A 13,262-nucleotide genomic window follows, 5' to 3' on the forward strand; every position below is an offset into this window, starting at 1 on the left:
CTATTGCTGTTTTAATGCTTCTAACACAATTTTAAATGCCGGAGACGGTTGCCTACGGCTTGGGTAATACAAATAATAACCGGGAAATGCGGGGCACCAATCAGCCAACACTTTAATTAAATTACCATTTTTTATATGCTCACCAAACTCTTCTTCAGGTAGAAACGCAATACCTAACCCCTGTAACGCCGCCTCAACAATATGATGAGAGGTATTAAAGATTAATTGACCGCGTACATTCACATTGAGCTCCTCCCCCTCTTTTTCAAACTCCCACGCATATAAACCGCCATGAGTCGGAAAGCGAATGTTGATACAATTATGTGCAGTAAGATCCTTTGGCGTATTAGGCTTTTGATGCTTAGCAAAATACTCAAGGCTTGCAACGGCTGCCATATTGAGCTCTTTACCAATAGGCAGTGCAATCATATCTTTATCTATAGTTTCGCCAAGGCGAACGCCAGCGTCGATACGCTGAGCAACAATGTCTGTGTAGCCATAGTTAACATTAAACTCAATATTAATATCTGGGTATTGCTTTAATACATTGGCCAGTTTTGGGAGTAATGTGCTCTGAATTATAAAATCACCACAAGTAATTTTTACCGTACCCGCAGGTTTATCTCTGAGTTCAGTTAAGGCTTCTAACTCATTTTCAATATCATCAAAACGATGCCCTATTGCATTGAGTAAACGCTCTCCGGCGAGTGTTGGCGATACGCTTCGAGTTGTTCTGGTTAACAAACGAATATCTAAATTTGCTTCTAGTGAACGAATAGCCTGACTCAAAGCTGACTGAGTCACTCCTAACTGCGCAGCAGCTCGCGTAAAACTGCCAGTTCTTGCCACAATGACAAAATAGTTCAATTCATTGAGGTTTTGTTTGATCATCCACCAGCCTATTAATAAGTATTACTAATAAAGCATATTAGTATTCATTAGCTAGTCTATTCAACCTATGTTTGAAAAAATACTCCCTCACATAAAACTGTATGGACTAGCATGACAAATTACTCAACCTATCAAGATGACCAGCCTATCGAGCAGCAAGCTAATTGGAGTGGGGTTTTTGCGATGACATTATGTATTTTCGCCTTAATAGCCTGCGAGTTTATGCCTGTAAGCTTATTAACACCTATGGCTGAAGATTTATCAATTAGTAAAGGCATGGTTGGTCAGGGGCTTGCAATATCTGGCTTTTTTGCGGTGATCACAAGTCTATTCATGAGTCCTTTATTTGCTAAAAGTGATCGAAAGACCTTACTAGTCGCTCTGACCTTGATAATGTTACTGTCAACTTTAACAATCTCTGTAGCTGATAGTTACGCTGTTTATATGCTTGGTCGAGCGTTAATCGGCTTAGTCATTGGTGGCTATTGGTCACTTTCAACTGCTTCTGCAATGCGCTTAGTTCCCGAGGAAAAAGTGCCTAAAGCACTGGCAGTATTTAATGGTGGTAATGGTCTTGCCATGATAATTGCAGCACCACTTGGCAGTTATTTAGGCAGTGTTCTTGGCTGGCGAGGCGCGTTTATGTGTTTAGTGCCATTTATTGCTATTGCTGTATTTTGGCAATGGCAGGCTTTGCCTAGCATGCCAGCTCAGCAGCAATCAAAAGGACCTTTTTCTGCATTTAAGTTATTTAAAAAGCCACTCGTCCGTTTTGGTATGCTAGCTGTCGCGCTGCTATTTATGGGGCAATTTACTTTATTTACCTATGTAAGGCCCTTTTTAGAGTCAGCGTTTCAAGCCACCAGCCAACAAGTTTCTATGGTGTTATTTGTTATTGGTTTTGCAGGCTTTATTGGCACCTTATTGATCAACAAGGTCATAAAGCTCAGTTTAGCGTTTGCATTAATAGCTGCTCCTGCGGTTATGGCTTTAGTTGCATTTTGTTTAGCAAATCAAATATCCCTTTTTAATATCAACATCATATTACTTGGATTATGGGGGTTAATTGCAACTGCTGCGCCTGTTGCTTGGTGGAGCTGGGTAGCTCGTGCTTTACCAAAAGATGCTGAAGTTGCAGGAGGGTTGATGGTCGCAATTATTCAATTTTCGATAGCGCTAGGCTCAACATTTGGCGGTATATTATTTGATGTTTATGACTACCCTATTACCTTCTTTGTTAGCGCAGCTATCTTATTTTTTGCAGCTATTGCCAGCTATTTCACTATAAAAACACCCTAAAAAGCCATTAGGTAGCTCATACTTGAGCTACCTAATATTTATTTTAAGCGCCTAAAAATAAATTCGACACTTTTAGGCAATAAATCGACTGTTCTAATATAACGCTAAACTGCACAAATAACCGACAATAACCTCATCAAAGCTGCATTGTGAAAACAAATTGCAGTCCCTGTTAATCACAAAATAGGAGAGTGTTATGACAACCTCAACTGATAATTTTTACCAAAGCGATGCTGTTAACTTTGAAAAAGTAATTTTCAAAAACCAATTACAAATGAATGTAGTCGGTAATCTTTTTACACCTAAAAATGCAGAGAAAGGTGCGAACCTTCCAGCACTTGTAATTGGTCACCCTATGGGGGCGGTAAAAGAGCAAAGTGCTACTTTATATGCAACTAAACTTGCAGAGCTAGGCTTTGTAACTTTGGCAGTTGATCTTAGCTTCTGGGGCGAAAGTGACGGCGAACCACGTAATACTGTTCTACCTGATTTATACGCAGAGTCATTCAGTGCCGGTGTCGATTACCTTGCTAGCCGTTCATACGTCAACAAAGAAAGCATTGGTGGTTTAGGTGTATGTGGTAGTGGTGGTTTCATCATTAGTGCCGCAAAAATTGACCCACGTATCAAAGCTGTGGCAACAGTAAGTATGTATGACATGGGTGGCGCAACGCGCAATGGTTTAGGCAACTCTATTGATCTTGATATGCGTAAAGGTATGCTTGATGAAGCCACTGAGCAACGTAATGTTGAGTACCTAGGTGGCGAAGTACAATACACAGGCGGTTGCCCGCATCACATCGATGAAAGCTCACACCCAATTGCAAAAGAGTTTTATGACTTTTACCGCACTGAGCGTGGCGAATATACACCTGAGCGCTCATCAGCAGATTTAACAACACACCCAACATTAAGCAGCAATGTGCGTTTTATGAACTTTTATCCATTTAACGATATTGAGACTATTTCACCACGCCCATTACTGTTTGTTGCAGGTGAACATGCTCACTCATTTGAGTTTAGCCAACAAGCCTATGATTTAGCAGCTGAGCCTAAACAATTATTGGTTGTGCCAAATGCAGGTCATGTTGATTTATATGATGATGTGAGTTTAATTCCATTCACTAAAATTTCTGAATTTTTCATAGCAAGTCTTTAAGTAAAACGTGTCATGGTAACGAATGGGACATAGGGATATGCTCATTCGTTTTTTATACCAATGTTCTTAATTAACTATTATTGCCCATTGCTATTATAAGTAGCTGTCTATTTAGCCGTTGCTAAAAACGCTTCAACATCTCGTTTTGGTGATAAACCAAAAAATCGAGAATACTCGCGAGAAAATTGTGAGGGGCTTTCGTAGCCAACCTTAAAAGCAGCACCTGACGCATCCATACTCTCGCCAACCATCAATCTTCTTGCTTCCATTAACCTCAAACGCTTTTGATATTGCAACGGACTCATTGAAGTTAGATCTCGAAAATGATGGTGGAAAGTCGATTTACTCATTTTCGCAAGACCCGCTAAGTCCTCTACACTCAAGGGTTGATCATAGTTTTCTTTTAACCACTTAACACTACGAGCAATTCTAAGCCCTTGGCTACCTGTTGACACTATATGACGAAGCTCCGCCCCATGCTCACTGTTAAGTACACGCCAAAAAATTTCGCGCTTTATTAGTGGTGCAAGCACTGGCATAGACTCAGGATCATCAACCAGCTCAATTAATCGTGTAAAGGCGTTAAGTAGCGGCTCTGTCATCTCACCTAAGGTCATTCCCTTATTAAGTGATTGCTTGTTTAATTTGTCGAGCGGCACTTGCGAAATCAGTTCACCTAACATAGCCAAATCAAGCTTTAACACTAAGCCTAAATAAGGTGCGTCGTCTTTTGCTTCAAGAACTTGCATTTTTGCAGGCAAATCAATAGAGGTGATCAAATACTTGTGAGGGTCATACTTGAACACATCCTCGCCCAAGGTCATGCTTTTCGCCCCTTGTAGAACCAGTGCAATACTTGGTTCAACCACACACATTGAACAAGAGGTGGCGGCCTGTGTTTGTCGATAAAAAAACAAATCCTCAATCACGCTATCAGCAGTTTCTTGCTGACCGATAAGCGGTGCAATTTTATCTGCTAAAGAGGCACTCATTTTAGCAACAGTTTCATAATCTGAATGCATAACCAACCCAATTAAACTTAAGATAATTAACTATACGCTTGGTTATACAATATTGACCAGTGATAAATTTGCCGCCTCGGACTAATAGGCAACAACTTGCGTTAATTGTACTTTTTAAAGGCACAATTTTTAGCCAAAATGAAGATTCGTTCGGTTACAAACACATGGAGAAAAGTATGAAGTATATTATCGGTACCCTTATCTTAACGATGAGTGCATTTAGTCATGCAGAAAACGCCTCTTCACAACGTTTAGAATTACCGCAAATCACAGTACAAAAAAATGGCACTCAGTACCCAATGACTGGGCTCGACAAGTATTTCACGGGCAAAGTACGCGTCGAGCCTAGTTTCCAAGCTCATGGCGAAGCTAAAGCCGCTGGTGCAATGGTAACCTTTGAGCCCGGTGCTCGAACAAACTGGCACACTCACCCTGTTGGCCAAACCTTAATTGTTACATCAGGTATGGGCTGGGTTAATCAGTGGCATGGACAACCTCAGGTTATAAAACCAGGTGACGTTGTACATATTCCTGCTAATGTTAAACATTGGCACGGCGCTACAGATAAAACAGCCATGATGCACTTGGCCATTCAAGAGTCAAAAGACGGTAAGGTTGTTGATTGGTTAGAACCAGTAACAGATAAGCAATATTTAAAAAAGCAGTAAAGATGGTCAGTGAAATGCAAATAAAATTCATCAGTAACGGCAAAACCATGCAAGCGACTCTAGAAAGTAACAATGCCGCTAAGCATTTTTATCAACTTCTACCATTGACTCTTAAAGTAGAAGACTTTGCCAGTGCGGAGAAAATTGCCACTTTACCAGAGAAATTAAATCTACAAGGCTTACCTGCTGGCACCGATGCTAACGCAGGAGACATCACTTATTACGCACCTTGGGGTAACCTTGCGCTCTTTTATAAGCAACAAAGTTACGCAAATGGCCTAATAAAACTTGGCAAAATAACGGGCGATAGTCAGTTTTTTAAAGGGTTAGGCCAGGCAGATGTCACTATAGAGGCCTTGTAGTAGATACTAACTCTCCAGTTAGCAAAGCTGCTTTTGTACGCCACAAAGCAGCTTTTTTATTGCCTGATTTTATCGACCAAGTGCTTTTAAAACATCACGGGTAAAATCATGTTCACTAAAGCCTTTAAGTCCTGCAAGGTCATACCCACGCCTAACAATCACTAACTGCTCGCTTGGAATGATCACTAAAAATTGACCACGGTTGCCTCGCGCTGCAATGGTGTCATTGGGTAATTCAGGGAAACGTTCGTTATAAAGCCACCACTGTGCGCCGTATCCCGGTGCTGTTTCTGGGGGTTGAGCAGGAGCTGGTTTACTAATATAACTTAACCAGTCTTTTGGTAATATTTGCTCCCTTTTCCAGCGGCCATTATTCAGATGTAATAGCCCTAAGCGAGCAAGATCCCGTGAAGTAGTCCACACTTGCGATGACAAAATAAAGTCACTTTGCCAATCTGACTCTAAAAACGTGTGCTGCATGCCGATTTTATCGAGTAAGTTGTCATATGGGTAACGCAAATAGCTCGCCTCATCGTTGAACGTTTCTCGTAAGGTACGTAGTGCTAACATGGTGTCGTTATTAGCGTATTTCCAGCGGCTACCTGGCTTTACTTCTAATGCGGTATGCGTTGCAGTATCAGACACTAAACCGCCGCCCATATATACCCGATCCGTCCGGTTGCCCGCTTTATTACTGTCTAAGCCTGATGCCATATGAAGTAAGTTTTCAAGGGTAATTTCACCACGAGGGTCAAGTGGATGAGACCAGCTTTCAAGGCCCGCAGGCTTTGTAACATCAAGTCGTTTTTGCGCTACCGCCACACCAATAATGCTCGCGCCAATACTTTTTGCAACAGACCAAGTACGCTGGGCGGTTTCAGGGGTAAAGCCTGCTTTATATTGCTCTGCTAGAATGGCCTGAGGGCTTGCTATTAAAATTGCCGAAGTTCGTGCGCCTTCACCATAATGACGAGTAAAAGCCTGTGTAATAACCTCATCAAGCGCCTTATTGCCCGTAGATTTATTAACACCATTTAGCGTTTGCCAAGGCTTACCATCATCCTTTTGGTAAGCTAAGTTTTCTTTAAACGGTGCTTGCACGAGTGTTGCAGCTTTAAGGCTTGCCCCTACGGGTAAATCAACACAGCCTAAACGAGGACGCCACACCGATATGCGCTGTTTATCTTTATCGTAATCAACAATGACTCGTTTGTGCTCACTATCAATGTTCGCTTGCAGTGTTTTTACGGTGTCTGCGATTAAAGGGTAAATACCGGTAAGTTCATCAATATCGATTTGATCTTTGCTTTTACCAGCGTTAAACGTGGCACTACAGGTAAAATTGGCGACGTACCCAGCGGCATAAGCGTTCAAGGTTGTATCTGTTTCTTCGCTACAAACAAAAAAGCTAGTGCACAACAACGTACTTAGGAAGGTTATTTTTTTCATTATTACTCCTTGGGGGCCAAAGAGTTTAAGTTAGCAAAAGAAAAAAATAATGATATGTTTTTACGGTAGTATTCGCTCTTTAAGCGACAAATCACCGAATAAAAAAGGAACAAAAAAAACGCCATACCTGATATGGCGTTTGGCTTACTCAATCTAAACTGAAATTAAAATGTTGAGGCATCAATTACATAACGATAACGCGCTTTTTTATCCACCACGCTTTGCCATGCATTATTAATTTCAGAGGCTTTGATTAACTGGGTTGCTGGCAGAATATTATTCTTAGCGCAGTAATCAACAACTTCTTGCGTTTCTTGCATATCACCAATTAACGAAGCATTAAAGTTTACGCGGCTTGCAGCCAATGCTAATGCATTCATATTTAATGAAAATTCTTCTGGCATACCCACTTGGGTGTACGTGCCAAATGGTTTTACTAATGAAGCATATTTAGCGACATCATATTTCACTGGCAAGGTATTAATTAAATAATCAAGCTGTGATTTATGCTCGTTGTAAGCGCCTTCACCGTCAACAACAACCACTTTAGCGCCAAAAGCTTTAATGTCGGCTACTTTATCTTTAGAGCTAGTGAATGCGTAGACATCAGCACCTTGCGACGCAGCTAATTTAACAGCTAAGTGCCCAAGCCCACCAATACCAACAACACCTACTTTATCCCCTTTTTTCAAGTTGAATTTAAGCAGCGGAGAATACGTTGTAATGCCGGCACATAATAAAGGCGCTGCATGCTCTAAACTAATGTTTTCAGGAATATGCACTGCAAAGTGATCGCGAACGACGATGTTATTCGAATAGCCACCTTGTGTAATACCTGTCGGTGAGCGCTCATCAGGGTAGCCATAAGTGAATTTGGTTTCTGGGCAATATTGCTCGCCCTCATCTTTACAGCTATTACAGTCAAGACAGCTATCAACCATACAACCTACACCAGCACGGTCGCCTACTTTAAACTTAGTCACATTCTTACCGACTGCAGTTACGATCCCTGCAATTTCATGGCCCGGCACTTGAGGGTATTGCTGTGCGCCCCAATGACCTTTCATCTGATGAATATCTGAGTGGCAAATACTGGCGAATTTAATTTCGATTAAAATATCGTTATCGCCTACTGGGCGTCTTTCGAACTCCCATGGTTTTAGTAAGCCTGAATTATCAAAAGCCGCATAGCCACGTGATTTTATATTGCCATTTGCAAGCTGCTCAGATGATGCTGCAAATGAAGGCGCCGCAAAGCCGCCTAATAAAAGGCCTGCACCTAAAGCTGAACTCGTTTTAATAAAATTACGACGTGATAAGTCTTGCGTTTCATGTTTGTCACACATTTCAATGTACCTTATGCTAAATAATCTTCATCTGAAACAGCTTCGAACCAGTCAACAGGTTTACCATCGAGTGCTTCTTGAACTGCTACATGCTTCATTGCACTATCAGCAGTCGCACCATGCCAGTGCCTTTTACCGCAGTTACACCAAATTAAATCACCTGGATTGATTACTGTTTTCTCACCACCCTCGCACTGTGTCCAACCTTGGCCTTCTGTAACTAATAAAACTTGGCCGAGTGGATGAGAATGCCAATTTGTGCGAGCACCTTTTGAAAACTCCACCACAGCAACACCAACGCGAGAAGGTGCTGGTGCATTAAATAAAGTACTAATTTGCACTTTACCTGTGAAACATTCTGCTGGCCCTGCGATTGGATCTTGAGAACCTGACTTAATTACTTGCATATCGTTTGTTTGCGCTGAATCACTCATATGTTTCTCCTTGGGTTGCTTAGGTTTTGCTCTACTATTTCAGTCTAAAGCATAGTTAAAAACCATAAATGCCTGAAGCTCGCGCTTTCTTGCCTATTTGTGTAAAAAAGTTTTTAAAGCCTTTAAACCTTTTTTATCAGCACCTGCGACTAAGCTAATAACACCACACATATAAAAGGGAAGAACCATGTTAAGTACAGTAAAAACACTCTCACTCATTGCCGCAGGCTTATTATCAGCACAAACATTTGCTTGGGGTGATATGCCACTACAAGAAACTAAAAACCTAACGCTAGATGCAGCCTCATTAAGCACTTTAAAAGTAGAAGCGGGCTCTGGCTTTTTACACATTACCGGTAGTGACAGTGATGAAGTAACCGTTAAAGCCGAGATTTATCAAGAAAAGCCTCATGATGAATACTGTTTAGACCTTGAAGCCAAAGGCAATAACGCAGCACTTAGTGCAGGCCAGTGCGATTACCACACCAATAAGCAAACTCGCATTGATTTAACTGTTTCTATCCCTCGTTCATTTAATGTTGATGTGCACGATGGCTCTGGCGAAATTATCATTAGCAAAGTTGCGAATACTGTGATCAACGATGGTTCAGGTTCAATTACCGCAAATGACATTGAAGGCACATTAGAAATCAATGATGGTTCGGGTAGCATAGAGGCACGTAATATCAGCCGTGATATTAAAATTCATGACGGCTCAGGTAATATTGATGTTGCCAACGCACAGGGCAATATTGAAGTACACGATGGCTCTGGTGGTATCGACTTAAATGATATTTCGGGTGATGTCGTCGTTTCAGATGGCTCAGGAAGCATTCGCGTAGATACTGCGGCAAACTTTGAGTTACTAAGTGATGGTTCTGGCTCAGTAAAAGTAACTAACATTGCTGGTAAAACTAAGATGTAAGCTCACGCGTTTACAGTTATTAGAAACTAAAATGCCTTCCTTTACGAAGGCATTTTGCTTTGTAATTACCAATCTTTATTAGCATTTTTACAAGGGCTTAGGTATCCTTTAGGAAACGTTTAAGGAACTGCTATTTAAAAGGATAGCCTGATATGAAAAAGCCACTCGCCGCCTTACTAACTGGCCTTGTTTTAACAGGTTGTACAGGACTAACAACTGAACAACAAACGGCCATTGATAACTTAACCCCATGCGAGAAAATTAACGCCCTATTAGGTGCTTACGACAACCGCTTTGAAGGCTTAAAACGTAGCCGTGTAAATACTAAATACATGGAAACATGGACAGCAAAATACAACCTGATTGCCGATAACTGTCAAATCACGGCGCTTGATAAAGACAATGTTACCTACCGCTGTGTAGGCAACTACGAGCAACAGCAACAAGCTGTCGCTGATCACACCCGTGCGGTTAATTTTACTCAAGCTTGTTTAGCAGGTAATAATTGGCATCAAACACAAAAAGAGTCTGCTGAATCGTTACGCACCACGTTTGTGCTTGACGAAAACAACCCTGTTATCTCAATTCATTCGGGTAAAACCCTATCGCGTAAACAGCCTTGGTCTACTACCCTTGAAATTGGTAAGCCAATTGAAGGTAAGTAATACATTTTGGAAGGCTAATAGACATTAGCCTTCGTATCTCTATGACAAATTCAAAAAAAACAACCAGCCAATTTAAAACAGATTGCATCGGTCAATGTCATCGCCTAAATGGCTTTTGCACTGGCTGTGGTCGCAGTAATGATGAGATTTTTGATTGGATAATTTTATCCGAGCAAGAAAAGCAAGCGATTTTAAATACTCCTCGCCCTGACATAAAAGCGAAATAGTTCTGACACCCAAGCGTCATTAAAGCTTGTTAGCCTGATTCAAACTGACCATCAGGTAACGATAATGACCGCTATTTTTGTAATTAACTTAGCAAGCTCTACTGAACGATTAAACCGTGTTAGCCATGAGCTAAATGCACAAAATTTGGCATTTGAACGCCTTGATGCAATTGATGGTAGAGAGCTGTCTGATACAGCGATTGCCCAGCATTACAGTGCTGATTTAAATCTAAAAAAATACCATAAACCTTTGAGTAAAGGTGAAATTGGCTGTTACCTGAGTCACAGAAAAGCATGGCAAACCATTGTCGATAGGCAATTAGATTACGCCATTATTTTAGAAGATGACTTTGTTCTCGACCGCTCTATTCACAGTGCAATTGAAAACATTAGTACATTAAAACAGCCTTGGCAGCTAATTAAATTGGCCGCTTATAAAGACCGAAATCGAGACATTGCTTTTATAAAACCCCTTGCTGATGAGCAACACTTAGTCATTCATAAAAAGCTTATGTCTGGCTGCTGTGCAACTGCTGTTAGTTTTGAAGGTGCAAAAGCGCTGTTACAAGCCACAGCCACATTTGGCCGCCCCGTTGACTGCGATTTACAACATGTGTGGGAAACCGGTGTTTATGGATACTCTTTGCTGCCCTACCCAGTGTCACAACCGGATAGTTCACAAAGCGATATTCGGGATAGATCAACCAAAGTTAAAAAGTCGTTTTGGCGACGTAAAAAACAGCAACTTCATAGTGCACTACTAAACACAAAGTACACAAAGCAGTTTGTAAAAGCGCAGCTAGTACCGAACAAAAAGAAAGGAGCCGCAGCTCCTCTCTTACCTATCAAAAATCATTAACGATTTATTTTGCCTGGTTTGGGTGGTCAACACCCATCCACGCTTTAAACAATGCCATTTGAGCTGGTGTTGCATCTTTTAATGCTTTGACCTTTTTCTCTTTATCAAAGTCTTCGCTAAGTGTTAGCGTTGTGCTTTGTAATGCATCGCGTCGAATGAAATCAACAGTCACTGTGTCGCCTGCTTTAAACGTTTCGAGGCTGGCTGTTAAATCTTTACCAACATGCTTTTTGTTAAACGCAACAATTTTGTCATCAGTCGTTAAGCCCGCTTGCCATGCAGCGCCACCACGGCGAACATGAGTTAGGGTTAATAACTCACCGCTGTTTTTTGCAAACGAATCAATACTAGGTACTGATTTTGCGCCTTCAGGGCGAATTAAACCTAAGCCTACTTTTGCAAGTAGCTCATCAAAGTCGATAGCAGCTGGCTCATCCACATTCGCTTGCCACCAAGCGCTGTAATCACGACCTGTAAGCTCTTTTAAAATTGCTTTAACATCATCTGGCGTAAAACCATCTGGTAAACGATGCTTGTTATAAAGCGCGCGGTGAACGTCGCGGTAACTGATTTTGCCATCGCTTTTTTCTAGCAAATCAATATCAAGCGCCATTGAAATCAATGAACCTTCTAAATAGATATTAGTGCTGTAGTTGCGTGCATGATCGCCGCCTTGGTTGATCCACTTATCAAAGCTTGTTTCAGTTGCGCTTTGCACTTCGCGACCTGGTGTTTGTAAGTGACGATTAACGGTTTTAGTCAGCGTACCGAAGAACTCATCAGTTGTTTCAATGCCTGCGCGCACCATTAAGTGATCTTCAAAGTAGCTGGTTGAGCCCTCTGCAATCCATAAAGTTTTCGCGTAGTTAATATTGGTGTAGTCATACGGCGCGATACCTTTAGGGCGGTATGCTTTTACGTTCCACGTATGAATAAATTCGTGAGCTGCGGTGCTGATAAACGCAAGGTAATCTTTACGAGAACCAAAACGGTCACGTGGGCGCTGAATAATGGTTGAGTTTAAATGCTCTGTTGCACCGCCTGCACCTGACGTAGCATGTACCATAAATACATAACGCTCATACGGGTAGTTATCCCAAATTACGTTGCCGGTTGTCACTAGCTTTTTAAGGTCAGTTAGCATTTGATCTACGTCGTAGTTACCTTCACCCCAAATAACGAGTTCATATTCACGACCATCAAAAGTGAACTTGTGTAGCTCATTGATACCCGTTTCGATTGGTGAATCAACTAAAATATCGTAATCAGCGGCTTTAAAGCTGTGTTTAGAACCCGCATTTTCCATACCCGATACTGAGCGCCATTCTTTTGGTACATTTAGCTCAACTTTAACTGGGTCTTGGCGGAATGATTCGCTGAACATGAAAAAGCCAGAAGCATCAATGAAAGCATGACTGTCATCAATATGACGAGCACGTTTACCTAGCTCGTTAGCGTAAACTTGGTAATCTACATTGACTTGTGTTGGTTCGTTTAGGTGAACACGCCAAGTGCTGTGGTCAATTTTTTCCCACTTTAATGCCTTACCATCATCATCTTTTGCTTCGAAAAAGCGCACGCCATTGGCAAGATTTAAAATTTCGTAACGGCCAGTACGCCAAGCTGGAAGTTTAATATCTAAATGTGCTTGTGCTGTTTGCGGAAACTCAACACTTACATTACCTAAATGGTGCTCTGGCTGAGTGATAGACAGTGAGTAGTTTACATCTGCAAACACACTGCTAGAACAGGCCGCCAAAATAGACATTGCCAAAAACTTTTTCATAACAACTCTTTTTATTACTATCAAAATTGCGAAATAGCCTAACAATTGCGAGAAAAAATGTGAATTAAAAACCGATAAACAGCCATTGCAACAAGTTTGATAGACAAAATAGCTAAGTTTTTGACTTGGAACCTACATTTCGTATTAATTTGTTGTAAACTTAGCTAATA

Annotated in this window: 14 protein-coding genes; 8 read left to right on the forward strand and 6 right to left on the reverse strand. The window is 41.3% G+C overall.

The features are described from left to right. Complete coding sequence (locus KQP93_RS20910; RefSeq protein WP_217877038.1) at positions 1–891, reverse strand: LysR family transcriptional regulator; 891 nt, start codon at positions 889–891, stop codon at positions 1–3. A 111-nt stretch (positions 892–1,002) separates the two neighbouring features. Here KQP93_RS20910 and KQP93_RS20915 point away from each other — a divergent pair, with 111 nt between their 5' ends. Together KQP93_RS20915 and KQP93_RS20920 are read left to right on the forward strand one after the other, a co-directional pair. Then, complete coding sequence (locus KQP93_RS20915) at positions 1,003–2,190, forward strand: MFS transporter (RefSeq protein WP_217877039.1); 1,188 nt, start codon at positions 1,003–1,005, stop codon at positions 2,188–2,190. A gap of 196 nt (positions 2,191–2,386) precedes the next feature. Next, positions 2,387–3,349 (forward strand): alpha/beta hydrolase, encoded by a 963-nt coding sequence (locus tag KQP93_RS20920; protein ID WP_217877040.1) that lies wholly within the window; start codon positions 2,387–2,389, stop codon positions 3,347–3,349. A gap of 107 nt (positions 3,350–3,456) precedes the next feature. Here the strand turns inward: KQP93_RS20920 and KQP93_RS20925 are convergent, their stop codons facing one another. Beyond that, on the reverse strand, positions 3,457–4,371 hold the full coding sequence (locus KQP93_RS20925) for an AraC family transcriptional regulator (protein WP_217877041.1): 915 nt from the start codon (positions 4,369–4,371) through the stop codon (positions 3,457–3,459). A 176-nt stretch (positions 4,372–4,547) separates the two neighbouring features. Here KQP93_RS20925 and KQP93_RS20930 point away from each other — a divergent pair, with 176 nt between their 5' ends. After that, positions 4,548–5,039 (forward strand): (R)-mandelonitrile lyase, encoded by a 492-nt coding sequence (locus KQP93_RS20930; protein WP_105181850.1) that lies wholly within the window; start codon positions 4,548–4,550, stop codon positions 5,037–5,039. Between the two features lie 14 nt (positions 5,040–5,053). Continuing rightward, complete coding sequence (locus tag KQP93_RS20935; protein WP_217877042.1) at positions 5,054–5,401, forward strand: cyclophilin-like fold protein; 348 nt, start codon at positions 5,054–5,056, stop codon at positions 5,399–5,401. 69 nt (positions 5,402–5,470) lie between these two features. Here the strand turns inward: KQP93_RS20935 and KQP93_RS20940 are convergent, their stop codons facing one another. The 3 genes from KQP93_RS20940 to KQP93_RS20950 all read right to left on the reverse strand — a co-directional run bounded on the left by KQP93_RS20940 (position 5,471) and on the right by KQP93_RS20950 (position 8,630). Further along, positions 5,471–6,850, reverse strand: coding sequence for a serine hydrolase domain-containing protein (locus KQP93_RS20940; RefSeq protein ID WP_217877043.1), 1,380 nt, complete (start codon positions 6,848–6,850; stop codon positions 5,471–5,473). Positions 6,851–7,014: 164 nt separating this feature from the next. Continuing rightward, entirely contained in the window at positions 7,015–8,196 is a 1,182-nt protein-coding gene (locus KQP93_RS20945; protein WP_217877044.1) for an NAD(P)-dependent alcohol dehydrogenase, read from the reverse strand. Between the two features lie 11 nt (positions 8,197–8,207). Beyond that, positions 8,208–8,630 carry a (R)-mandelonitrile lyase gene (locus KQP93_RS20950; protein WP_217877045.1) on the reverse strand — a complete coding sequence of 141 codons (423 nt, stop codon included), beginning with the start codon at positions 8,628–8,630 and terminating at the stop codon, positions 8,208–8,210. A 187-nt stretch (positions 8,631–8,817) separates the two neighbouring features. On the opposite strand from KQP93_RS20950, the gene KQP93_RS20955 reads away from it, so the two are divergent. The 4 genes from KQP93_RS20955 to KQP93_RS20970 all read left to right on the forward strand — a co-directional run bounded on the left by KQP93_RS20955 (position 8,818) and on the right by KQP93_RS20970 (position 11,306). Next, complete coding sequence (locus KQP93_RS20955) at positions 8,818–9,555, forward strand: hypothetical protein (protein ID WP_217877046.1); 738 nt, start codon at positions 8,818–8,820, stop codon at positions 9,553–9,555. 152 nt (positions 9,556–9,707) lie between these two features. Then, complete coding sequence (locus KQP93_RS20960) at positions 9,708–10,220, forward strand: hypothetical protein (RefSeq protein ID WP_055021702.1); 513 nt, start codon at positions 9,708–9,710, stop codon at positions 10,218–10,220. Between the two features lie 41 nt (positions 10,221–10,261). Further along, on the forward strand, positions 10,262–10,447 hold the full coding sequence (locus KQP93_RS20965; RefSeq protein ID WP_217877047.1) for a DUF1289 domain-containing protein: 186 nt from the start codon (positions 10,262–10,264) through the stop codon (positions 10,445–10,447). Positions 10,448–10,511: 64 nt separating this feature from the next. Further along, entirely contained in the window at positions 10,512–11,306 is a 795-nt protein-coding gene (locus tag KQP93_RS20970) for a glycosyltransferase family 25 protein (RefSeq protein WP_217877048.1), read from the forward strand. 4 nt (positions 11,307–11,310) lie between these two features. On the opposite strand, the gene KQP93_RS20975 is transcribed toward KQP93_RS20970, so the two are convergent. Beyond that, a complete protein-coding gene (locus KQP93_RS20975) occupies positions 11,311–13,092 on the reverse strand; it encodes a M61 family metallopeptidase (RefSeq protein ID WP_217877049.1) in 1,782 nt (593 codons plus the stop codon). Positions 13,093–13,262 lie beyond the last annotated feature (170 nt).

It is taken from the genome of Pseudoalteromonas shioyasakiensis (assembly GCF_019134595.1).
Lineage (GTDB): Bacteria > Pseudomonadota > Gammaproteobacteria > Enterobacterales > Alteromonadaceae > Pseudoalteromonas > Pseudoalteromonas shioyasakiensis_A.